Annotated in this window: 20 protein-coding genes; 12 read left to right on the top strand and 8 right to left on the bottom strand. The window is 40.8% G+C overall.

Features of this window, described 5'->3' with window-relative positions; genetic code table 11:
- Positions 1 to 145 precede the first annotated feature (145 nt).
- Both F887_RS00740 and F887_RS00745 read left to right on the top strand, forming a co-directional pair.
- Positions 146 to 448 (top strand): ArsR/SmtB family transcription factor, encoded by a 303-nt coding sequence (locus tag F887_RS00740; protein WP_032863220.1) that lies wholly within the window; start codon positions 146 to 148, stop codon positions 446 to 448.
- Positions 449 to 475: 27 nt separating this feature from the next.
- Complete coding sequence (locus F887_RS00745) at positions 476 to 1,540, top strand: alkene reductase (protein ID WP_005297534.1); 1,065 nt, start codon at positions 476 to 478, stop codon at positions 1,538 to 1,540.
- Between the two features lie 80 nt (positions 1,541 to 1,620).
- Here F887_RS00745 and F887_RS18170 read toward each other — a convergent pair whose 3' ends face one another.
- Positions 1,621 to 2,520: a Hint domain-containing protein gene (locus F887_RS18170; protein ID WP_005297533.1), complete on the bottom strand. Its 900-nt coding sequence runs from the start codon at positions 2,518 to 2,520 to the stop codon at positions 1,621 to 1,623.
- Between the two features lie 110 nt (positions 2,521 to 2,630).
- Between F887_RS18170 and F887_RS00750 the strand changes: the two genes are divergently transcribed.
- Together F887_RS00750 and F887_RS00755 are read left to right on the top strand one after the other, a co-directional pair.
- Positions 2,631 to 3,950, top strand: coding sequence for a 3-deoxy-D-manno-octulosonic acid transferase (locus tag F887_RS00750; protein ID WP_005297532.1), 1,320 nt, complete (start codon positions 2,631 to 2,633; stop codon positions 3,948 to 3,950).
- Positions 3,947 to 4,657 carry a 16S rRNA (uracil(1498)-N(3))-methyltransferase gene (locus F887_RS00755; RefSeq protein ID WP_005297530.1) on the top strand — a complete coding sequence of 237 codons (711 nt, stop codon included), beginning with the start codon at positions 3,947 to 3,949 and terminating at the stop codon, positions 4,655 to 4,657. Before F887_RS00750 ends, F887_RS00755 begins: the two co-directional genes overlap by 4 nt.
- Here the strand turns inward: F887_RS00755 and F887_RS00760 are convergent.
- Together F887_RS00760 and F887_RS00765 are read right to left on the bottom strand one after the other, a co-directional pair.
- On the bottom strand, positions 4,646 to 5,617 hold the full coding sequence (locus F887_RS00760) for a mechanosensitive ion channel family protein (protein ID WP_005297529.1): 972 nt from the start codon (positions 5,615 to 5,617) through the stop codon (positions 4,646 to 4,648). The two genes, F887_RS00755 and F887_RS00760, sit on opposite strands and share 12 nt — an antisense overlap.
- Positions 5,618 to 5,748: 131 nt before the next feature.
- Positions 5,749 to 6,312: a DUF805 domain-containing protein gene (locus tag F887_RS00765; RefSeq protein WP_005297527.1), complete on the bottom strand. Its 564-nt coding sequence runs from the start codon at positions 6,310 to 6,312 to the stop codon at positions 5,749 to 5,751.
- A gap of 337 nt (positions 6,313 to 6,649) precedes the next feature.
- Here F887_RS00765 and acs point away from each other — a divergent pair, with 337 nt between their 5' ends.
- Positions 6,650 to 8,593 (top strand): acetate--CoA ligase, encoded by a 1,944-nt coding sequence (acs, locus tag F887_RS00770; RefSeq protein ID WP_005297526.1) that lies wholly within the window; start codon positions 6,650 to 6,652, stop codon positions 8,591 to 8,593.
- Between the two features lie 55 nt (positions 8,594 to 8,648).
- Here the strand turns inward: acs and F887_RS00775 are convergent, their stop codons facing one another.
- Positions 8,649 to 9,191, bottom strand: a complete 543-nt coding sequence (locus tag F887_RS00775) for a cysteine hydrolase family protein (RefSeq protein WP_032863215.1) — start codon at positions 9,189 to 9,191, stop codon at positions 8,649 to 8,651.
- A 104-nt stretch (positions 9,192 to 9,295) separates the two neighbouring features.
- On the opposite strand from F887_RS00775, the gene F887_RS00780 reads away from it, so the two are divergent.
- A complete protein-coding gene (locus F887_RS00780) occupies positions 9,296 to 9,709 on the top strand; it encodes an Lrp/AsnC family transcriptional regulator (protein ID WP_004659927.1) in 414 nt (137 codons plus the stop codon).
- A gap of 75 nt (positions 9,710 to 9,784) precedes the next feature.
- On the opposite strand, the gene sfnG is transcribed toward F887_RS00780, so the two are convergent.
- A complete protein-coding gene (sfnG, locus tag F887_RS00785; protein ID WP_005297522.1) occupies positions 9,785 to 10,891 on the bottom strand; it encodes a dimethylsulfone monooxygenase SfnG in 1,107 nt (368 codons plus the stop codon).
- Between the two features lie 27 nt (positions 10,892 to 10,918).
- Complete coding sequence (msuE, locus tag F887_RS00790; protein ID WP_005297521.1) at positions 10,919 to 11,659, bottom strand: FMN reductase; 741 nt, start codon at positions 11,657 to 11,659, stop codon at positions 10,919 to 10,921.
- Between the two features lie 349 nt (positions 11,660 to 12,008).
- On the opposite strand from msuE, the gene F887_RS00795 reads away from it, so the two are divergent.
- On the top strand, positions 12,009 to 12,659 hold the full coding sequence (locus tag F887_RS00795; RefSeq protein WP_004657203.1) for a response regulator: 651 nt from the start codon (positions 12,009 to 12,011) through the stop codon (positions 12,657 to 12,659).
- Between the two features lie 125 nt (positions 12,660 to 12,784).
- Here the strand turns inward: F887_RS00795 and omp33-36 are convergent, their stop codons facing one another.
- Positions 12,785 to 13,687 (bottom strand): porin Omp33-36, encoded by a 903-nt coding sequence (gene omp33-36 / locus F887_RS00800; protein ID WP_265596641.1) that lies wholly within the window; start codon positions 13,685 to 13,687, stop codon positions 12,785 to 12,787.
- A 727-nt stretch (positions 13,688 to 14,414) separates the two neighbouring features.
- Between omp33-36 and F887_RS00805 the strand changes: the two genes are divergently transcribed.
- The 3 genes from F887_RS00805 (at position 14,415) to F887_RS00815 (ending at position 19,259) form a co-directional block, all read left to right on the top strand.
- Positions 14,415 to 15,251 (top strand): OXA-286 family carbapenem-hydrolyzing class D beta-lactamase OXA-306, encoded by an 837-nt coding sequence (locus tag F887_RS00805; protein WP_005297518.1) that lies wholly within the window; start codon positions 14,415 to 14,417, stop codon positions 15,249 to 15,251.
- A gap of 534 nt (positions 15,252 to 15,785) precedes the next feature.
- The gene (locus F887_RS00810) at positions 15,786 to 17,507 is read left to right on the top strand and encodes a GGDEF domain-containing protein (protein ID WP_005297517.1); all 1,722 of its coding nucleotides are present in this window, start codon (positions 15,786 to 15,788) and stop codon (positions 17,505 to 17,507) included.
- 57 nt (positions 17,508 to 17,564) lie between these two features.
- Positions 17,565 to 19,259, top strand: a complete 1,695-nt coding sequence (locus F887_RS00815) for a hypothetical protein (RefSeq protein ID WP_005297515.1) — start codon at positions 17,565 to 17,567, stop codon at positions 19,257 to 19,259.
- A 13-nt stretch (positions 19,260 to 19,272) separates the two neighbouring features.
- On the opposite strand, the gene uvrA is transcribed toward F887_RS00815, so the two are convergent.
- Positions 19,273 to 22,104, bottom strand: coding sequence for an excinuclease ABC subunit UvrA (gene uvrA, locus F887_RS00820; RefSeq protein ID WP_005147591.1), 2,832 nt, complete (start codon positions 22,102 to 22,104; stop codon positions 19,273 to 19,275).
- A 244-nt stretch (positions 22,105 to 22,348) separates the two neighbouring features.
- Here uvrA and F887_RS00825 point away from each other — a divergent pair, with 244 nt between their 5' ends.
- Positions 22,349 to 22,951, top strand: coding sequence for a TetR/AcrR family transcriptional regulator (locus F887_RS00825; RefSeq protein ID WP_005147589.1), 603 nt, complete (start codon positions 22,349 to 22,351; stop codon positions 22,949 to 22,951).
- A gap of 3 nt (positions 22,952 to 22,954) precedes the next feature.
- A complete protein-coding gene (locus F887_RS00830; RefSeq protein WP_005297514.1) occupies positions 22,955 to 23,932 on the top strand; it encodes a zinc-binding dehydrogenase in 978 nt (325 codons plus the stop codon).
- The last annotated feature ends 34 nt before the right edge of the window (positions 23,933 to 23,966 follow it).

The following is a 23,966-nucleotide window of genomic DNA, read 5'->3' as shown; positions in this document are numbered from 1 at the left end:
ACGGCAATCTCGTTCAGCATCTACTGGTTAATCGAAAAAATATGATATTAATATCGAAAAAAATGGATATTAATATTTGAAAAGTTCGATATACTGGATTTAGGTGCTGAACAAAGTGTTGCCGCTTGAGAAACGTGGTGAGTCTATGGATATTGATGTTATAAGCAAAGCCTTAGCCAATCCATTACGTCGACAGATTTTGCAATGGTTGAAAGAGCCTGAGCAATTTCTACCCGTTGAGCAATGTGGTGGTAGTTTTGAACGTGGTGTATGTGCAGGACACATCGAACGTTTAGGAAAAGTTGCACAATCGACCATGTCGAATCATTTGTCTGTACTACAACAGGCAGGTTTGATTAATGTCGAGAAATATGGACAGTGGTCCTATTTCACACGCAATGAAGCTTTGATTCAGCAATATATCGAACATTTAAAACAAGCACTTTAGATCGAAGAAGTGTAAGTTGAGGCGATCATGGCTGAACTAAATTCTACTTTGCAAGTAGGTGATTTCACGATTAAAAACCGCTTGGTTTTAGCTCCGTTAACCAGAGCGCGTAGTGGTGAACAACGTATTCCAAACGATTTAATGGTGGAATATTACCAACAACGTGCCAATGCGGGTCTTATTATTACCGAAGCAACGGTCATTAGTCCAAAAGCAGCGGGATATGCCAATACGCCAGGTTTGTGGTCTCAAGAGCAGGCTCAGGCATGGAATAAAATTGTTAAAGCTGTGCATGCACAAGGTTCAAAAATTGTGGTTCAGCTTTGGCATGTTGGACGTATTTCACATCCAGACTTGTTGGATGGTGATACGCCTGTGGCGCCAAGTGCGATTCAACCTGCGGGTGAAGTCAGTTTACTTCGTCCAAAGCGTCCCTATGTAACGCCGCGTGCGTTATCGCATGAAGAAATTCAGGAAATTGTTGCGCAATATAAAAATGCCGCAGAACAAGCGAAAGCAGCTGGTTTTGATGGTGTGGAACTGCATGCGGCGAATGGTTATTTGATCGACCAATTCTTGCAAAGTAAAACCAATCATCGTGATGATGAATATGGCGGTTCAATTGAAAATCGCGCGCGTTTATTACTGCAAGTTGTCGATACCTTTATTGAAGTTTGGGGCGCTGGTCGAGTTGGTGTGCATCTTGCGCCACGTGGTGATTCGCATGATATTGGCGATGAGAATCCATTGGCGACATTTGGTTATGTCATTGAGCAACTGGATCAACGCAATATTGGCTTTATTTTCACACGTGAATATGAAGCTGCAGATAGTGTTCTGCCAAAACTACGCCCGAAATTTAAAGGGGTGTGGATTGCAAATGAAAATCTAACAGCAGAGTCGGCTAAGCGTATTTTGGCGACAGGGCAAGCGGATGCAGTTTCATTCGGTAAACAATATATCTCCAATCCTGATTTATTTGAGCGTTTGCAACACGACTTACCTTTGAATCCGCTTCAGCCACAAACCTTATATGGTGATGGTGCTGAAGGTTATACTGATTATCCTGTATTCGAAAAGCTAGAAGCTTAGTCCGCTTTAAGACTTCAAAAATGACTCATGCGATTTACCAAAATTGCATGAGTTTTTGTTTTAATTCTCAAAATGGTCGATTAAATTTTAGGCAATAAGTCAGAGGAAGCATCTGTACAATTTGTACTATGTACCCATAATCCTCTTTTTGTGACGAAATAATTATGAAAATCAGCCACTTCAAAATTATAAACTTTTTGGCGAAATGCTTCCGCTAAAACATAAACTTCTTGATTATTCACAATGAATGGGCTGGGTGAATTGTCTCCCATCACCCCACTGGCACCTAAATCGCCAAATTCATATAAACTAAAATATTCAACATCTTCAATACTAACTCCTTTTTTGTCTGCATCAAATACATTACTAGGATGGTAACTGCCTGCAACATTAGTCATAGTCGTTTTGCGTAAAGGATTAACCATAAAGACCAAAGCAAAGATTTCTGGATCATGTGTTTCTATAATTTGACCATTTTTCAACTCATCCAGACGAGTCCAACCTAAACCCTTAACCCAAAATGGATGGTTAGGAGTTACCATATTACTGACCATCATACCTTTATGGGACAGTTGTAATAACTTTCCCTTATGTAACTTTGAAATGTCAGTATTGGCTTTAATTTGAAAATATGTTAGTTCCCAAATCTCCTTATCTTCATAGGAAACAGTATGTAGAACAGGCTTATAACAAAGCTCTCCCTCTCCATTTTGTGGCTTAGACAGAACCATGTCACCTACTTTAATGTCTTGAATCGGAACCAGACCTTGCTCTGTGATAATACGAGTCCCAGCTGGAAAGCATCCTTTTTGTTTCATAACAGCATACATTTGCTTAGCTCCTTCTTCGTTTTTATTTCTTTTATGGTTGTAATGAAATTTCAAAAAGATTTTTCTTTTAGATTTAAAACATAACATTTCTTTAGGTAATTGACTAAAATGTGCAATTGGCTTATTTACAAGATAATTTAGTTTAAGCATATAGAAAGAAACTCCATATTTTTTTCAAAACACATTTAAAAGTCTAACTGTCAAAAAATCATAAATTTCCGCATAATGAGCGGGAATCACATTGTAAATTATGGTCTCGGATGGCGCAGCAAAACGCAGTACAGCAAACCCCGTTCTGGTATAACTTTCTACTGACATGTATCAAACCGCTATATCGTTGGAAAATCAAACAGCGGGCGGAAACTGATGCGTTATTCCAGCACGAATGTATAGAACGTTTTGGTCCATTTCAAACCCCTAAAAATTTAAGGACGATTTGGTTTCATGCGGTTTCTGTAGGTGAGACTAACGCAGCCCAGCCTTTAATTGAGCATTACTTAAAACTTGGCCATCCAGTTTTGGTGACCAATACCACCAAGACTGGACAGGCACGTGCAAAATCACTATTTTTAAAAGCACCTTACCTGGATTTATTTCAGGCGGTGTATTTGCCTGTCGACCAAAAAGCATTATTAAAACAATTTTTTAATCTGTATCAACCTAGATTATTGGCATTGGTTGAAACAGAGATCTGGCCAAATTTAATTGCACAGGCAAAGCAGCAACAGATTCCCTGTATTTTATTGAATGCACGCCTTTCTGAAAAATCAGCCAAAGGTTATGGCAAAGTTCGCCGCTTGACCCAGCCCATGTTGCAACAGTTGACTTGGATGCTGGCACAAGACGCCGCAACGCAACAACGTTATGTCGATTTAGGCCTTGATCAAGCCAAAAGTCAGGTGGTTGGGAATATTAAATTTGATATTTCAGCACCACAACAGTACCTGCAACAAGCACAGCAGTTGAAACAAGATTGGCAATTGGCGGATCGTCAGATTATTAGCTTAGCCAGTACGCATGCGCCCGAAGAAGAAAGTTTACTCAAACAATTACAGCCACATTTAAATTCAAATCCGAATTTACTCTGTATCGTGGTGCCACGTCATCCTGAACGTTTTGATGAAGTGTATCAAGTGTGCCAAAGTTTGAATTTAAAAACTCAACGCCGTAGCCTTCAACAACCGATTCAAGCGGATACACAGGTATTTCTGGCCGATAGTATGGGCGAAATGTGGTTGTGGTATGCCTTGAGCCAAGCCTGTTTTGTCGGTGGTTCACTCAATGAGCCGGGTGGCGGGCATAATATTTTAGAGCCCATGGTGCTGAATGTCCCCACCGTCATTGGTCCGCGTTATTTCAATTTTCAAACCATTGTGGATGAATTTGTGGCTCAACAAGGCATTCTGATTGGAGAGGATGCAGCACAGGTGGGGCAGCAATTATTAGCTTGCCTAGATCATGCTGCACAGACTCAGCAATTGATTCAGCAAGCACAATTGGTTTTGCAGCGTAATAAGGGCTCACTGCAGAAACATATTCAATTGCTTGATCATTATTTACAGCAAACCGTATCGTCATGAATATTGTTTTACTTGAACCTGAGCAGTGTAGTTCGGTGGATGCGTGGCAGATTAGCCAACCCAGACAATTACAGCATTTAGGTCAGCACTTACAACTGAAGATTGGGGATCGTCTTAAAGTAGGTGTACGTCATGGATCGCGTTATCTTACGGAAGTTCAAAGTATTTCTGAACAACAGATCATTGTGAAACCTATTCAGTTAGAAGCAGTGCCTGATAAGCTTCCAGTGCATCTGATTCTCGCGTTACCACGTCCTAAAGTATTGCGCCGTATCATCATGGATGCGGTGACGATTGGGGTGGAACGGATTAGTCTGATTCACAGTTACCGAGTGGACAAGAGCTATTGGCAAACACCGTTTTTACAGCAGCTCAATGATTATGTGACTTTGGGGTTAGAACAGGCGGGCGATACCATTGAACCCGAAATTCAACTCTACAAACGTTTTAAACCGTTTGTTGAAGATGTTTTACCAGCTTTGATAAGCGCAGAACGACCAGCGTATGTGGCTCATCCTTATGTAGAACAGCAAATGCCTTATGCAATTCAACATGGCTGCAGCTTGATTGTTGGACCAGAGGGTGGTTTTATTCCGTATGAGGTCGATCTGCTCATAAAAAACGGCTGCCAAGCAAAGAGCTTAGGCAACCGAATTTTACGAACTGAAACCGCAGTATCGAATATTTTGGGACGCTTATTTGTCTAACGTGTCTTGAGGTTCAAGTTGATCGCCACGGTAGACTTTGACTTCTTGTACTGGGTAAGGAATTGAAATTCCTTTTTCATCAAAAGCAGTCACGACCAGTTCCTGAATTTCACTGATAGATGCTGAGGTGCTGGTTTCAGTGGTATTGACCCACCAACGTACTGTTAAATTAATCGAGAAATCTGCCAGTGCGGTGACATTAACTGAGAATCCCGGTTGGCTCAGCACATTCAGATTGCGATCCAAGATATCGAGAATAATTTTTTTGGCTTTTTGCATGTCATCTTCATAGCCAATGCCAACGACAAACTCACAACGACGACGTTGATAGGCATTATTCACCGTCACTGCGCTGGTGTACACCGTGGCATTGGGAATGACAATGCGACGGCCATCAGGGGAACGTAAAAAGGTGGCACGGATTTGAATATCTTCGACGTTTCCTTCCAAGCCATTCACGACAATATCATCACCAATACGGAAAGGCTCACTAATTAAAATCAAAATACCTGACAGTAGGTTTTGAAAAATATCTTTGAAAGCAAAACCGATCGCAACCGAACCAATCCCAAGGGCACCAATCAACTGACTTGGTGTGAAGCCTGGGATAGCAATCACCAACGCAATTAAGAAGCCAAAAAAGAGAATAAAAGTGCTACCGACCCGATTCAGTACCAGAACTAAGTTTTGACGGGTATAGCTGCGATTTTCCAAGGTTTTGCGAATAAAGAATTTAAACAACTTGGTGAGCAGCCAAAAAATGATGAACACCGTGATCGCAATGCCGATGTAGGGAATACGCTCCCAAAAGCTATCCATGATTTTATCAATCGTGGTATAGGCATCGTGATATTTTTCAGTATGCGCGAGTACGCTTTGCGTGGTTTTAGCCCCCGCTTGATGGATCAACTGGCCCGTATCTTTCGCCACTTCCGTCAATGTTGTTTGTTCATTTGCCACAGGAAAATCTCTATTTCGCAAAGGAAGGAGTAAATAAGGGAAGCAATCATAATGAATTTATTGCCAACACGCATGCAAAATTCAATCTTTGCTTCCCATTATGATCAAATCCATCAACTGAATGCGTTCGCTTAAAAATATTCGGTCGTATTTTGAATGATTTGTGTTGGTGCATCCCATAAATCTGGGCTGGCAAAATAATATGCAAAAACAAACATGCCGAACATCATCAACAGACTGAACAGAATCATGATCCATGCGAGTATTTTTTCCCACGCACTGGATGGACGAATATCACCATAATCATTGCGGCGAGGGGTTCCCGGTGCCAATAAAACGTATAAGGTGAACAAAAATTGCAGCACGGGAACCAAGAGCAGTAAGCACAGCCAACCTGTTTTATTCAGGTCATGCAGGCGACGGATAAGAAATACAATTTGAAAATAAAATGCGGCTAACCATAATCCAATCAAGGCAAAGATGGTCATGCCTGAAAATGTAGAAAAGAAGGTTTCATCGACATTACTGAGACTAAAAATGCCAGCGAAGGCGAAGATACCGAGAAAAGCCCCCATACACACGAGGCTGAGTAGACCATACCAAGCGATATAACTTAGACGGTTGAAGCGACCACTTGGGGAGAGCGGATGGTCACTGCTTGGTTGTACTTGAGCAGTTGTTACGGGATCAAACATACAGTGTTCCTATTTTTCTGATTATTAAATCTTTTAAAGGCTTGGCAATGATCAAAATAATCACTTATTTTAAAAACAAAAAGCATAGACAAGCAGTTCAAATTTAAATTATTTTGAGTAAATTTTTGAAAATAAAATGATCGTAAAAGCGTCGGCTTTGCTATTTTAGCCTATAACTTAGTCAAGATCGAAAGATTAAAAGCCCTGACATTTCTACGACCAAAGCCGCATTGTTTGCGCTTGTAAATGGTGTCAATACTGCAAGTGAGAACAAAACATACCCGTGTAATAGATGAGAACATCTAAGGTATGAGATAAAAAACCAAGGAAGTGAGCTATGAAAGAAATCTACCCAGTGCCTGATAAATTCAAAGAAACGGCAAGAATCTCTGAAGCAGACTATTTCAAACGTTACCAGCATTCGATTGAGCAACCTGAAGCATTTTGGGCAGAAGAAGCCAACAAGATTGAATGGATCAAGCCGTTCACACAGGTCAAAAATACCAGTTTTAATCAAGATAATTTCAAAATCGAATGGTTTGCTGATGGTGAGTTGAATGTCTCAGCCAACTGTTTAGATCGTCATCTCAAAGATAATCCTTTAAAGCCAGCGATTATTTGGGAAGGCGACCATCCTTCACGCCATAAAATCATCTCATTTTCTGAACTGCATGATGAAGTTTGTCGTTTTGCCAATGTGTTAAAGAAACAAGGTATTCGCAAGGGCGATCGTGTTGTGCTGTATATGCCAATGGTGCCTGAAGCGGCAATTGCGATGTTGGCCTGTGCACGGATTGGTGCAGTGCATTGTGTGGTATTTGGTGGTTTTTCACCAGATTCATTGGCAAGCCGAATTGAAGACTGTCAAGCAAAACTGGTGATTACTGCGGATGCAGGCATGCGTGGAGGAAAGTTACTTCCTCTGAAAGAAAATGTGGATGCAGCTTTAGAAATTGATGGAACCAATAGTGTTGAAAATGTGATCGTAGTGCATCGCACAGGTAATCCAATTCAGTTCAATGCAGAACGTGATGTTTGGTATCACTTGGCGATCATGGACGTAGACGAACATTGCCCACCAGAACCAATGAAAGCAGAAGATCCTCTATTTATTCTGTACACCTCGGGTTCAACAGGTAAACCGAAAGGTGTGCTGCATACGACAGGTGGTTATCTGGTTTATGTAAATACCACCTTTAGAGAAGTTTTCGATCTGCGTGAAGATGATGTGTATTGGTGTACCGCAGACGTGGGCTGGATTACAGGCCACAGTTATTTACTCTACGGTCCATTGAGTAATGCCACGACTACGGTGATGTTTGAAGGGATTCCACAATATCCAACATGGGCACGTATTGGTCATGTGATTGATAAGCATAACGTCACGATTCTGTATACGGCACCCACTGCGATTCGTGCCATGATGCGTGAAGGTGATGCCTATGTCCGTGAAAGTAACCGCAGTAGCTTACGTTTACTCGGTTCGGTGGGTGAGCCGATCAACCCTGAAGCATGGAATTGGTATCATGAAGTGGTCGGTGAAGGCCGCTGCCCAATTGTCGATACATGGTGGCAAACAGAAACAGGCGGTATTTTAATTTCACCATTACCGGGTGCGACTGCCTTAAAACCGGGTTCAGCGACACGTCCATTCTTTGGGGTACAGCCTGCATTGGTCGATGGCGAAGGCAATGAGCTCGAGGGGGCGACGGAAGGTAATCTGGTAATTAAAGATTCTTGGCCAGGTCAAATGAGAACGATTTGGGGTGATCCACAACGTTTTATCGAGGCTTATTTCTCGACCTTTAAGAATTACTATTTCACAGGTGATGGCGCACGTCGCGATGCTGATGGTTACTATTGGATTACTGGACGTGTCGATGATGTACTTAATGTATCAGGTCATCGCTTAGGGACTGCGGAAATTGAGAGCGCCCTAGTCTCGCATGTGGCAGTTGCTGAGGCTGCAGTGGTGGGTATGCCGCATGATATTAAAGGACAGGGGATTTGTACCTTTGTCACTTTACAAGCCGATGTGGCTGAATCTGAGGAGCTACGTAAGGAGTTGGTCAACTGGGTACGTAAAGTGCTTGGGCCAGTGGCCACTCCAGATGCACTGCATTGGGCACCTGCTTTGCCAAAAACCCGTTCAGGTAAAATCATGCGCCGTATCTTGAGAAAGATCGCAGCCAATGAATTGGATAGTTTAGGTGATACCTCAACTCTTGCTGAGCCAGCTGTGGTTGATCATCTGATTGCCACGGTTTATCCAAACCGATAAATCTATTCAAATTTAAAAAGAGCGTTCGATGGAGCGCTCTTTTTTTCTGCATGATTTAATTGTGCGCTAAAAAATCAGCAGTGTTTTGTACCGTGGCAAAGAAACCGAGTGCAGATAAGAATGCAGTTTGTACATCGGCTGCTTTGGCGATCTTAGCCTCATGTTCAAGATCACGCGTTGCAGTCGCATCGGCAATCACAATCGGTTGGTAGCCAAGTTCTTTCGCTGCACGTGTACCTGAATCAATACAGACATGGGTCATCATGCCAGTTATCACTAACTGCTCAACTTGATGCTGCTGTAACAACGCTTGAAGATTGGTTTCCAGAAAGCTATTGGGAAAATGTTTTTCAACAATCAGTGAGCGATCTGTGACTTTAAGTTGTGGATGTAATTCAACACCCACTGTATTTTCCTGAAAGAAACTAGCAGAGGTAGGGTTTATGTGTTGAATGTAAATAATGGGTAAATTATTTTGAATAAAATGATCTTCTAATAGATTGGTTTTCGCTAGAGCAAGGTCTGGATTGACCAATTCCATTTTGCCATTTTTAAAATAATCGTTTTGGACATCAATAATCAGTAAGGCTTGTTTCATCATTTTTTCTTCCAGCGTTAAGATAAAACAAGAGTAGGGTGAAACGCAGAAATCCGCTATATTCAGATGAAAGCATTGTTGCTGGTTTTCTTTCGTAATGAAAAATGAATATTGAACTTGATCCGATTGATCTGAAAATTATTGAATTGCTAAAACAAGATTCGCGTTTAAGCCATAAAGAAATAGGACAGCGAGTGCACCGTACTGGGCAAGCTGTTGGAGCGCGGATTGCTCAATTGATGGATGCAGGCATCATCAAAAATTACACCGTTGCGATCAAGTACGAACATAAGCAGTTTATTCAACTCTTTATGAATGATCAGCAAGCTTTTATCGAAGTTGAATTGCTGGTTAAACAATACGAGCAGGTGGATGAATGTTTTAAAATTCTCGGGAATGCTTGTTATATGATTGTCAGTCATTTTAATCCATCACAATTAAATGAGTTTATTGAGCAACTGTCGCAGTGGTGCCGATATTCGGTTGAAACGGTCATGCGGGAAATTGAGACTGCTTAAATTAAAAATCCCCAAGCCGAGCCTTGGGGAGAAATATTCAATTGCTTTTATTTTTCTTCTTATTTAATGCCAAGCTTATGCTGATTTTGCCTCCAATTGAATTTCCTGTTGTTGTTCAAGCTGACGAACCAGTGGCAGTACTTTCTCGCCAAAATATTCTACTTCTTCAATAAAATGTAGAAAGCCTGAAAGAACCAGATCAACACCAACATTCTTCAAAGCCACAATCCGTTCCGCAATTTGTTGCGGGGTACCAATCAGATTGGTCTTAAAGCCATCATTGTATTGAACCAGATCATCAAAGGTCGATTTTGCCCAGTTACCTTCACGTTCAGGTGCTGCCGCGCCTGCTTCACGGGTCGCATCACCAAAGGCATTCACGGCTTCGACATTGGCTTGTGCAATGATGTCATTCAGTACGGCTTTGGCTTCTTCCTCAGTATCACGCGCGATGATAAAGGCATTAACACCTATTTTGACGTCTCGGTTGGCCAGCTTGGCCTTGCCGCGAACATCATCGACCTGTTTTTTAATTTCCTCGACACTGTTGCCATTGGTAAAATACCAGTCCGATACTCGTGCAGCCATATCACGAGCGGCACGTGAACTGCCACCCTGAAACACCTCAATATAAGGTTTTTGCAAAGGTTTTGGTTTAAGCGTGTAATTCTGGAACTGGTAATATTTGCCCTCAAAGCTGTAATTGTCAGTGGTCCAGATGCCTTTCAGAGTACGAATAAACTCTTCTGAGCGAACATAACGTTCATCATGCTCGGGCCAAGGTTCACCAATGGCATCAAATTCGCCACGGAACCAGCCACTGACCACATTAATCGCAATACGCCCTTGAGTGAGATAGTCAATAGTTGCCAGCTGTTTGGCTGCAAGCACGGGTTTCCAAGGGCCAGGTAAGATCGCTGCAATTACTTTGAGTTTTTCGGTTTTTGCCAATAAAGCATGACTAAAACTCACTGATTCATGTTGGTTCTCTGCGCCGTAGCCAGCGGTAAAGCGGATCTGTGTGAGGGCATATTCAAAGCCACTTTTTTCTGCCGCTTGTGCTAGACGTACATTATAGTCGTAGCTCCAGTCTGTACGTTGTTCAATGTTGCTTACAACGAGACCGCCACTCACATTGGGAACCCAGTAGGCAAATTTAATTGCTGATGCTGCTATTGTCATCGTTGTATCCTCCATAAAAGATATGGTTTATGCGACGTGGGTTAAATTCTTGGCTGACTTCGGGTGTAAGCGAGATTCAGCTGCATCCAGATTCGGTACCGCCGCAGATGGCAATACTTCTGCTTGTTCAATCTGTTTGTTGATGCCAAGATTTTGATTGGCCTGCTCGGTTTTGGTTTTAATGGCAGCAGCACGTTGACCTTTGGCAGGTGCCCATTCCAAAATCGGTAAAGCACGTGCCACAGCTAAGGTGACGCGATCAGACAATTGCTCGCTTTTAACCGTATATTCAGGCGTGAAATCACGATCAGTGGCATAGACGCCAATGGGCAAGGTCTGTGCTTGGAAGAAGCTAAATAGTGGGCGTAATTGATGTTCAAGAACCAAAGCATGACGATCACTACCACCTGATGCAGCCAACAAAACAGGGACATCGACCAAAGCAGTTTGCTCAACAAAGTCGAAGAAATGCTTAAATAAGCCTGTAAATGAAGCACGATAAACAGGTGTTCCAACAATCAATGCATCTGCGGCTTCAACCGCAGCCAAATCATCTTGTACGCGTTGTGGCAGCTGATTACGATAAATCGCACCACCCAACAACGGCCCAATTTCACTCAGTTTGACGAAATGTACTTTAATATTAATTGCCTCTGAAAGCTCATCAAGGATCGCCTGAACTAAACTTTCTGTTTTTGATGGGCTATTTAAGCCACCAGATACTGCAACAATATTCAGAGGAGTCGAGAGGGTATTGTGATTGGACATAATAACGGCCTAAAAGATCATTTCGAATTACTATTTATTTACCTACACCGCATGCCAAGCTGTAAAATAAGGAAATGCTGCAAGCTTATCTTTTTTAAAGATATGTCGACAAATCACAATAAATATCAAATTTCAGGCAGTTAATTTTCTGTTTCTATTCAAGATTTTTGAATCTGTTTTATTCATAGAACATTTTAATGAAGTTATATCAATATTTGATTTATTTTGCGGGAAAAGGAAATAAATCCTGTCTTGTGCTTGACCTAGCCTTGAATTGAAAATAGGCTTAAGCGGATTGAATTTAAATAAACATCGTACAGTGACGTACTTGCAGATAGCTTAAGCGCTTATGAATATTTTAATTGTAGACGACCATCCTTTATTTAGACATGCTTTGATTCAAGCGGTTCGTTATAGTTTGCCTCAGGCGCAGATCCAAGAGACTGCAGATGTAGATGAATTCTATGCACGTTTAGAACACGGTGCAGAACCTGATTTGGTCCTTTTGGATCTAAATCTACCCGGTGCTTCGGGTTTCTCTGCCTTAGTCTATGTCCGGGCCCAATATCCTGCGATTCCAATTATTGTGGTTTCGGCACACGAAGAAGTTTCGATTATTCAACGTGCAATTGCGCATGGTGCCATGGGGTATATTCCGAAATCCTCACATCCAAGCCATATTGGGGAAGCGATTAAGCATGTCTTAGAAGGGGAGATTTGGTTACCACCTAACTTACCAACCCATGCAGGCTTTGATCCTCGGGCAGCTGATGAAACCGCTTTAGCTGAACGTTTACAATCACTGACCCCACAACAGTTCCGTGTCTTGATGATGGTGGCGGAAGGTTTATTGAATAAGCAAATTGCTTATGAACTGGAAGTTTCCGAAGCTACCATCAAAGCACATGTCACTGCAATTTTCCGTAAGCTGGGTGTACAAAATCGAACCCAAGCGGTGTTGGCGATTAGTGCTTTAAATATTGAAGATAAAAAGATGTAAGAGATTTAAAGTAAGAAATCCAATTTCTTGCTTTATTTAGATCTAGAAAATAAAAAAACCAGTTCATAAGAACTGGTTTTTTTATTATGAATTTAGTGTTCTAAAGTTAGAACATAAATCCAATATTAGAAACGGAACTTCGCGTTTAAGCCAACAGTTTGCGTATCAGTGTTTTCATGTTTCGCATTTGCGTTAACATAAGTTGCACCTACAGCAATTGCTGGAGTGATGAAGTAGTTTACGTTCGCACCCCAAGCAGAATTGATTGCAGAGAAGTTGTCTTCATTTGCTGGGTTTGAGCTGTAATTTGCTTCAGCATAAGACGCACCAACGCTTAACTTAGGAGTTACATATACGTCAGTTTTCAATTCGTATGCTTGGTTATCACCGTAAACAAGACCAGCTTCAAAACCTACAGCCATGTTTGTACCATCGATGTTACCTACGTATTTAGTACGTGCAGTGATCGCATCTTGGTCTTGACCAATGATTTTAGCTTGAGCTACTGATTTAGCGATACCATTTGAAAGTACGCTGTTTGCGTCTAAAGCAAATTGATCAGCAATGTTAGTATAACCAACAGCAACTAAGAAGTTAGGAGTAAGCATAGTACCGACTTCTAATGCGAAACGGTCACCATTGTCTTTTTTACCTTCAGACTTAGTTTGTGAGTGGCTATATGCAGCACTTGTATACACAGGTAAGTAAGGAGTTGGAAGGTAAGCTTCACCTTTTGCACCGAAAGAGTTGTTCTTAACAGTTGCAACTTCGTCACCGCTTAATTCTGCAAAGCTATAAGCTACAGAAACATTAGATGCTTGGTTTAAGAATGCAGCTTCAGCTAAAGGACCTTTAGAAGAATCTACATTTTTGAAGTAGTAAGTACCTTGAGCAGCACCAGTAAAGTCTTTGTCATTGTCGCTTTTTGCGTCGATGAATTCAGATTGACCTTGAACTTCTACTTGGTATGCGTGAGCACCGGTCATGGCTAAAACTAAAGCAGTGGCTAAACCGAGTTTTTTCATAATGATTTCCAGCTTTAAAACAATTAAAGAGTAAAGTTGGAGCCATTGTATTGTAACAAAGTATGAAGTCAATGTAATAAATTTGGGCTTCCGATAAACGAACAAAAGCTGAACAGGTGGTGCATAAAAAACGAACGATTGAAAAAATTATTGTCAACCTTTCATAAAGTATATATCTAACAAATAGATATGTTTATTTTTTAATGAGATAAGGAGGCTGAGAAGAATAGCATCGCTAAATATTTCAATTGGTTTCTTCAATTATAATAATCGTTTTTTTCGTTTAAAAGGTTCTTATTTTTGTCACAAATCTGAGTTCGAAAGTGTGCGGTAAAATCCTATTCTGTAATTTTTATGCGATAGACTTTGCAAAAATATGATACTCATTCTCAGTTAATATAAACTAAAAATCATGTAAAAATCGCATTTTTAATGATCAATTAGCAAAATCGATTGTAACAATAAACCCGATCTATTTAATCAACTTTACTTTGTGAGAAGTAACTCACATAATGCAAAGCAAGAGATATCTAATTTGCATTTAAATGTCTCGTAACATTTTCTTTGACGTATTTTGATGTTTTTACATCACTGTTTTACTAGCTCGGCTTTCCCCAAGGTCGAGCTTTTTTTTATTTTTTTTCTCAGTGTTAGATGAAATAACGCTACAAAGATCAAGTTGTAAAAGATTTATAGTAGCAGTTTATTCTACTTTTCCACCTGTTTTATCATGTCAAAAAGATTAAAAACTCTCGCGTTGAGTGCATCATTTACTTTTGCTTTACCCTTGGTCGCTTGCCAGAGCTTTGGCGATCAAACACAGCACATCATGGCGCAGAAAAGTGAACAACAAAATATTGCCACCCTTTTCCAACAGGCTCAAACAAGTGGTGTATTGGTGATCTATGATGGAAAGAAAATTCAAAAATATGGCAATGACACCAGTCGCGCAGAGCAACGTTATATCCCTGCTTCAACATTTAAAATGCTGAATGCGTTAATTGGCATACAACATCATAAAACCACGCCAAATGAAGTCTTTAAATGGGATGGCCAAAAACGCGCATTCAGTAGCTGGGAAAAAGATCTCACATTAGCTGAGGCAATGCAGGCATCGGCTGTGCCTGTATATCAAGAGCTGGCACGACGGATTGGTCTGGAACTGATGACCCGTGAAGTGAAGCGAGTGGGTTATGGGAATAAGAATATTGGCACACAAGTCGATAATTTTTGGTTAGTCGGCCCATTAAAAATCACCCCTGTAGAAGAAGTACGCTTTGCCTATGCATTGGCGAAGCAAAAGCTGCCATTTGATCAATCCACTCAACAACAAGTGAAAGGCATGTTATTGATTGATGAAGTTCAAGGGACCAAGATTTACGCGAAAAGCGGCTGGGGTATGGATGTTAACCCGCAAGTGGGATGGTGGACAGGGTGGATAGAGCAAGCAAATGGCAAAGTCACGGCATTTTCATTGAATATGGAAATGAATCGGCCTGAGCATGCAGATGCCCGTAAGGCAATTGTTTATCAAGCCTTACAGCAACTGGATTTATTGGCGAATTAGCTTGTTTTTTTAAAGCTAAAAAAAGACCCAGCTTTGGGGAAAGCTGGGTTGAAAAGGATGTTTGCTATTGGGGGAGAAAACATCCTGAGGGTTTCTGTTTTTACACACTAAAATCTTGCTCTGATTAAATTATGTGCTTTAGAAAGTAATTTGTGAAATTGATAATTTTTATTCTTTAAATAGAATTTTCCGATTTTTAATTGAGTTAAATCTAACAAAAATATGTGTGCTTTAGCTATTAAATTGAATTTAAATAATCTATGTAACTATATTATCTATATGATTTTTATTGAATATATTAAAATATAAAAATAAATAAGAACGACCAACTTGCTTTGATTTAATTAATAATGGTTCTCAATAAATTAATGCACTTCTTATTTATTAGTTGAAAATTCACTGAATATAAGTCGTTAAAATTAATGTAAGCAAAAAACTTGGTTTAATCGTGGTAGTGTTATTTGGAATTCAGCTAAAATTATTAGCTGTCTAAAAAGCAATCGAGATCATTTTTGAAACGAGCAAGGTGTCTGAATGGGGCGTAAATTAAAAAGCTCAAAATTACGTTCTGAGCAAATTAGCCGTCGCCTCTTTTTCTGCATGATCGCCATTATCTTTTCAATTTCCTATCTTTCTATTCCTTTAATCATTAATAGCTATCAAGAATATATAAAATCTGATCAAACCCTCACTGAAATTACCTGCCTTCGTGCATTAGTGAAAACAGCCAATAAAATTTCCAGAGAGCGGGCACCTTCAAATAAAGTGATGTCGAGTCAGCCCGATGTGTTGCTCAAGAATCAAAAAGAATTGGCAGCGTATCGTAAAGTTGTTGATATGCAGATTGATGACACTATTGAGGCCCTAAAACAAAAAGGCTTCAAACTTATTGCTTATGAATTAGAAACAGATTTAAAAGTTAAGTTAGCCACAGCACGGGCCATTGTCGATACTTATGCCAACACACCGCATGCTGAGCGCACCTCAGCGCAATATGATCATGCCATTTTATCGATGTTTGGGGTCTGGGATGAGAGCCGTGAGTTTTTAACGTGGTTGCTGGTGCGTTCGAATAGTAAGAACAGCAAGATGTCGAATTATTTTACTTCGATTCTGATCTTGACGGATATGCGTGATCAAGCGGGCCGCGTAGCTTCCAATGTCATGGCATCTGTAAGCTTTGGTGAAAAAATTCCAGATGAGAATCGAGCTCGTTCATTACAGACACAACATCAAGCCATTTATCTCTGGGAGTTGATTGATACGATTCAGCCAGAAGATTCGAAGACCCCAGAATATGTAAGTCTATATCGACGTGTGAGAACTGAGTTTTTAGATAAGGGCTTGCCGATTATTGCGCGGTTATTGGATGAAAGTAAAAATAACCAAACATATTTCCTCTCAGGAACAGAACTGACCGAACGTATGGTGGGGAAATTCACGCCAGTGATGGATCTGCAAAACTATATTTTGAATTACAGTATAAGTGTTGCAGAAGAACAGAATAAGTTGGCGAAGCGACAGTTTATTTTTACTTTGTGTATTTCAAGCCTGTCTTTATTGATTGCGATTTTTACCATGATCTATGCAAAGCGGAAAGTCTTTAGTCCGCTGATCCATGCGCGCGATATGATCTTGCATCTATCTGGAACTTCGGATGAGCAAGCTGAGAATAGCAAAAATAAAGAAGAGTTTTTCTCGTTGTTTGAAGCGATTGATAAATTGAAAGGAATGTTGAAGCAGCGCGATACGATGGAGTTGCAGCTGAAGCAGATTGCAAATTCTGATGTATTGACGGGTGTTGCCAATCGTTTGGCCTTGGATGAATATATTCAGCTTCTTGAATCTAAACCTGAGTCGTTGTCACAGACTTGTGTGATTGCAATCGATATTGATAATTTTAAGTTCGTAAATGATCAATATGGGCATATCGTGGGTGATCAGGTGATTACCATGATTGCAGATCAGTTAAGGCTCAATGTCCGAGCATCTGATTTAATCGTGCGTTATGGCGGTGACGAGTTTTTGGTGGTGATTGAGAATATTCAAATGGAGGCTGCAAAAGTGGTGGCAGAAGGTATTCGTTCGGGAATTTTAAGGCAAAAGATTGTGCTTTCGAACGTGTCCGATTCGATTCAGGTTTCCGTGAGTATTGGTGTAGCGATTGGCGCAAATAGTTGGCTAGAGCTGTTAGAAAAAGCGGATCAGTCGTTGTTAAAAGCAAAGGCAAAAGGGAAGAATATTGTAGAGACTTGATTCACACAATTATTTAATTATTATAAAGTTTTATAATTAAGTGTGACCAAAAGAAAGATGAATATCTTAGAGAAAGAAAAAAGGCTAAAAGAATTATTAGAGCACAATATTCGAAATGAGAAAGTCGGGACAGCGATTGCAATTACTGGACCTTGGGGGGTTGGTAAGACATTCTTTTGGAAAACTTTTCTAGAGAAACAGCTATCGGATGAACGAATTTATAAAAAAGATAATTTATTCAACCGTAAGTACGCTTATGTTTCATTATTTGGGCTAGAATCCTTGAGTGAGCTAAAAACTCAGATTTATAGCAGTATTGAAAGTTATCATTCTTCAATAGAAGTTCCTAAATGGATTAAAGGTTTACCATCAATTTTTAAAGATACAAAAATTTCTCAGTTTGGAATAAGCGCACCTGCAAAACTCTTTGACAGCTTAATGTTCGCGCAAGTTAAAGATGCGATTATTTGTTTCGATGACTTTGAAAGAATGTCAAAAAAGCTAGATATCAAAGATGTCATGGGGTTAGCAAATCAACTTAAATTAGAAAAAAATTGTCAGATCATTTTAATTTTGGATGAAGATAAAGCTGAAGGAGACAATAAGAAAAAGTATGCTGAATACAAAGAAAAATTGGTTGATGGAACAATTAGAATCAATTTTGTAAATCCATTGATTGAAGAAAAAGCCAAACACTTGAAGATTGAGGAAAGACTTGTTGAATTGATGGTTGAATTTGCAGAGGCGCTAGAGATTCATAATTTCCGTTTTTTCCAAAAAGTGATTAAGTTATATCTGCAATTTAGAAAAGAATTATCAGAAGAAGTCGCTGATTCAACAAAAGAAATTATTTTGACTAGGATATTGCAAGGTTTTTTTATTCAAGATTTTGGCTTAACTTCTGAGATAAATTGGGAGGATTTTAGAATCATTATTGAATCTAAGCAAAGTGCATGGTCTGAGAGAAAAAAGCAAACTTATTTAGCATTTGATAGACTTTCAAGTTCTTACTCTTATTTTTTTACAGAAGATGATTGGTGTCTAGAATTTAGAAAATGGTTTGAACAAAGCGATGATTTTTCTAATGAAAACCTAATAAAGTTAGCTCAATCTGAGCTGATAAGTGATTCAAATAATAAATTAAGAGACAAACTTTCAGCTCTTTTTGATGAGCGCGATAATTATCAAGCAAGTGATGATTTTATAGATAGACTATATTCGGTCTCTTGCCAATGTATTGGTTTAAGTTCTTTACTTGATCTTAGAGCTTGTATCAATACATTCAACGATTTTGAGGAGTTTGAAAAAGCTAAGCTGCTGGAATCAAAGGTTGTTTTCTGGATTGAGGAAAAATTATCTAAAAATAGAAATGCTTTTAAGAGAAGTAGAGTATTTGGGATACACGGATTTGAAGACTTTATTCAAGACTTTTTAATACAAAATCCAAACTTAGACTTACCTTCGTTAAAAGATGCTATGTATAACAAGTATATCAATGTATATTCTGATCTAGATATAAAGAGCCTTAATACTGCTAACAAAGAGAGTCTATATCAATTTATTTTCACGGATTTTCAGAAAGATGAACGTTTTATAAATACTAGAGTTCATCATCTTATTTCTAGTTTAGCCTACCAGCAAAGACAATTTGTAATCGAAATTTTAAAAGAGAGAGCACAGGTTTCTAGTTCTCAGAAGATTTACGCAAATTTCCTTATTTCTAAACTGATAGATGAAAAAAAGGAGTCCTAAGACTCCTTTTTTATCACTTCAACAACGGTTTTAAGAACTTCGCTGTATGTGAAATTTTAGATTTCACCACTTGTTCAGGTGTTCCTTCGGCAATAATTTGACCACCACCAGAACCACCTTCAGGGCCAAGATCAATCACCCAGTCGGCAGTCTTGATCACATCCAGATTATGCTCAATCACCACAATAGTATTACCCTTATTGCGTAGCTCATACAAAATATCGAGTAACTTGGCAATATCATGGAAATGCAGACCTGTGGTTGGTTCATCCAAGATATATAAGGTTCGACCCGTATCGCGTTTTGCCAACTCACGTGCCAGTTTCACCCGTTGTGCTTCACCGCCAGAAAGGGTCGTTGCTGCTTGTCCTAAACGAATATAGCCAAGACCGACTTGAGTTAAAGTATCTAAACGACGATGAATCACAGGAATGGCACTAAAGAACTCGGCGGCATCTTCCACAGTCATTTCCAAGACATCAGAAATGTTCTTGCCTTTATAACCCACTTCTAAAGTTTCACGGTTATAACGCTTGCCATGGCAAGCATCACATGGCACATACATATCAGGCAGGAAGTGCATCGCCACTTTGATCATACCGTCGCCTTCGCAGGCTTCACAGCGACCGCCTTTCACGTTAAACGAGAAACGACCTGCGCTATAACCACGTGCTTTGGCTTCAGGTGTCTGAGCAAACAATTCACGAATCGGCGTGAATAAACCCGTGTAAGTGGCAGGATTCGAACGTGGGGTACGGCCAATAGGACTTTGGTCAATATCCACCACTTTATCTAAATGTTGTAAGCCATCGATCGAGTCAAACTTTTCAGCAGTCAGCGTGGTTGCCCCATTTAGCTGAGTTGCAGCCAAAGGTAATAAAGTACGGTTAATCAAGGTTGATTTACCTGAACCAGACACCCCAGTCACACAGGTCATGATACCCAATGGAATGGTCAAATCGACATTTTGTAAGTTATGTCCGCTTGCACCAGAGAGTTTGATGACCTCATCTGGGCGAGGGGATTGGGTCCGTTGTTTTGGTACTTCAATCTTTAACTTACCTGACAGATATTGACCTGTGAGCGAGTCGGCATGATTCGCCAATTCTTCATAAGTACCTTCTGCAATCACGGCACCGCCATGAATACCCGCACCTGGTCCGATATCAATAATATGGTCAGCAGCACGGATGGCATCTTCATCATGCTCAACTACAAGCACGGTATTGCCGAGATCACGCAAGCGAATTAGGGTTTGTAATAAGCGATCATTATCACGTTGATGCAGACCAATCGAGGGTTCATCTAGCACATACATCACGCCCATTAAACCTGCACCAATCTGTGAAGCCAGACGGATACGTTGCGCTTCACCGCCAGATAGGGTTTCGGCTGAACGCGCCAAGCTGAGATAGTTCAGGCCAACGCTGACCAAAAAGTGTAAACGTTCACGAATTTCTTTAAAGATTTTATCGGCGATTTCACCTTTAGCACCTTCAAGGTTCAAATCTTGATAATAGTTTTCCGCATCACCAATCGACATCTTGGTGATTTGGGCAATGGTTTTGTCTTTGACACGAACGTGACGAGAAATTTCATTCAGACGTGAACCGCCGCAAGCATCACAAGCCGCATTCGACAGGTATTGCGCCAGATCATCACGGACATAATTCGATTCAGTTTCGCGATAGCGACGTTCTAAATGCGGCAAAATCCCTTCAAAGGCTTGCACGCGACTGTGCTTACGACCACGCTCATCAATATAACTGAGATCGATTTTCTCTTTGCCTGTGCCTTGCAAGAATTTTTTCTGCGTGTCTTTATCCAGTGTATTCCATGGCTGATCCAGATCGATATTGAAATGATCCGCGACTTTTTGCAGCATGGTGTAGTAATACGGACGTTGTCTGTCCCAACCACGAATCGCGCCTTGGCTGATTGAAACCTCAGGATTTGGAATCAGTTTATCTGAACTGAAATGGCTGCGCGTCCCCAGACCATCACAAACCGGACAAGCTCCGAAAGGGTTGTTGAATGAGAACAGACGTGGTTCAAGTTCAGCCACGGCACGATCACATTCAGGGCAAGAATGTTTTGCCGAGAACACGCGTTCAGGATGTTCACCATTCATCCATGATAAAACTGCAATATCACCGCCTAAACGTAATGCGGTCTCAAACGATTCCGCAATACGGTTACCGAGATCATCACGCACTTTAAAACGATCGACCACGACTTCAATGGTATGTTTTTTCTTCTTGTCCAGCTCAGGTGGTGTATCAATATCAATGATTTCACCATCGACACGGGCACGAACAAAACCCTGACCTTGTAACTGTTCAAATAATTGGGTGTATTCACCTTTACGTTCACGCACCACAGGCGCAAGCAACATCAGGGCTGTGCCTTCTTCAAGTCCTTTTACTGCATCGACCATTTCTGAGATGGTTTGTGCCACCATCGGAAGATCATGCTCAGGGCAGTAGGGTGTACCCACACGTGCGTAGAGCAAACGCAAATAGTCATAAATTTCAGTAATGGTTCCGACGGTTGAACGGGGGTTGTGGCTTGTTGATTTTTGTTCAATCGCAATCGCAGGCGATAAACCTTCAATCGAATCGACTTCAGGTTTTTCCATTTGTGACAGGAATTGGCGTGCATAAGCCGACAGGGATTCGACATAACGGCGCTGACCTTCGGCATACAGGGTATCAAAGGCCAAGGATGATTTTCCTGAGCCAGAAAGTCCCGTAATTACCACAAACTTGTCACGTGGAATATCGAGTGACACATTTTTTAAATTATGGGTACGTGCGCCTCGAATACGGATATGACTTTGACTCATAAATACATCTCAATAAGCTGAATATGAAAACATGTATATGATAGCGATTTAAAATCGTTCAAGTGGTATAAAAATAATTAAAACGACAAATTGTGACGGTTAATGAACTGGTTCACATTTATCTCACGCGATGCGCCTAGTATTTTTAGCATTCAATGCCACAGATTGCCATGTAAAAATTGATCACGGATTAAAATACATAATTTACTAGACGACTGGTCTAATATTGATTTATAGTGTGTGCATGAAACGATCAAATAAAAGTGAAACTACTCGACAACATATCCTCGATACCAGCTTTGAATTGGTGTTGCGTAAGGGTTTTGTCGGTGTTGGTTTACAAGAGATTCTCAAAGCCTGTGATGTCCCGAAAGGGTCGTTCTACCACTATTTTGCTTCTAAAGAAGCATTTGGCTGTGCTTTGCTCGAACAATATATGGCGGATTATAAGGTCCGTGTAGAGCAGCTTTGGCAACATACTGAACAAAGTGCCTATGCGCGTCTGATGGCTTTATGGCAAGCGTGGATTGAAGACCCAGTTTATGGCAGTTGGGCGGAAAATTGTCTGATTGTGAAACTGGCGGCCGAGGTTGCGGATTTATCCGAGGACATGCGTGAAATTCTCAATCTTGGGGTGCATCGATTGACGCAACGCGTGGCCTTGTTATTACAAGAAGGGCAACAGCAAGGCTCAATCCCTGTGCATCTTGACCCACTCAAAACAGCCCAAGTCATGTATCAATTGTGGTTGGGTGCGGCCCTGATGACCAAGTTAGCGCAAGACAAAGCACCGCTACATTTAGCTTTAGAAACCACACAACAGCTGTTACAGCCGATTAAGGAATAAACCATGCAAAGTATTATCCATGAAAGTTTTGGTGAACCTGTAGAGGTATTGCAGCTAGCAGAAATGCCACAACCTGAACCTAAAGCAGGTGAGGTTCGTATTAAAACCATCATGTCTCCCATGCATAACCATGATGTTTGGACCGTACGTGGTAGCTATGGCTATAAGCCAACGCTCCCAGCTATTGGTGGCAGCGAAGCGGTGGGGATTGTCGATGCAGTTGGTGAAGGTGTCGATGAAAGTAAACTGGGACAGCGTGTTGCGGTTGCTGGCGTACATGGCAGTTGGGCAGAATATTTTATTGCACCTGCACAAAGCATCATTCCGTTAAATGATGCAATTGATAATGAGACAGCAGCTCAACTGATCGGCATGCCAATCAGTGCCTTGATGCTACTTGATTTTGTTAATCTGCAAGCAGGCCAATGGTTGATTCAAAATACGGCCAATGGTGCGGTGGGTAAAACCGTTGCGATGATTGCCCAAGCTCGTGGACTACAAGTCATTAATTTAGTTCGCCGTACTGATGCGATTGCAGAAATGCAAGCATTGGGCATCCAACACGTCGTGGCGACGGATCAGCCCGATTGGAAACAACAAGTCAAAGCCATACATGCAGATCAAGCACTAATTGCAGGGGTAGATTCAATTGGCGGCAGTGCCAGTGGTGAAATGTTGAATTTACTGAGTGAAAATAGTCTGTTGGTTTCATTTGGTAGTATGACAGGAGAAACCATGCAGATCTCATCCGGGGATCTGATCTTTAAACAGGCAACCGTGAAAGGTTTCTGGGCCAGTGTCGTGAATAAAGAAATGCCAGCGGAACGTAAAAAGGCTTTGTTCGTGGAACTGATTACATTGGCGACCCAGAAGAAACTGATTTTGCCCGTTGAGGGAGTATTCAGTTTTGACGAGATTAAGACTGCCGCGCTTAAAGGAACACAAGGTGCACGTCAGGGTAAGGTCTTGTTACAGCCATAATCTAAACACACATCACCAGCCGAGAGGCTGGTCT

This window comes from Acinetobacter sp. NIPH 2100, assembly GCF_000369805.1.
Lineage (GTDB): Bacteria > Pseudomonadota > Gammaproteobacteria > Pseudomonadales > Moraxellaceae > Acinetobacter.
The sequence above is the reverse complement of the archived record's forward strand: the minus strand, read 5'-3'. Positions and strand labels throughout refer to the sequence as shown.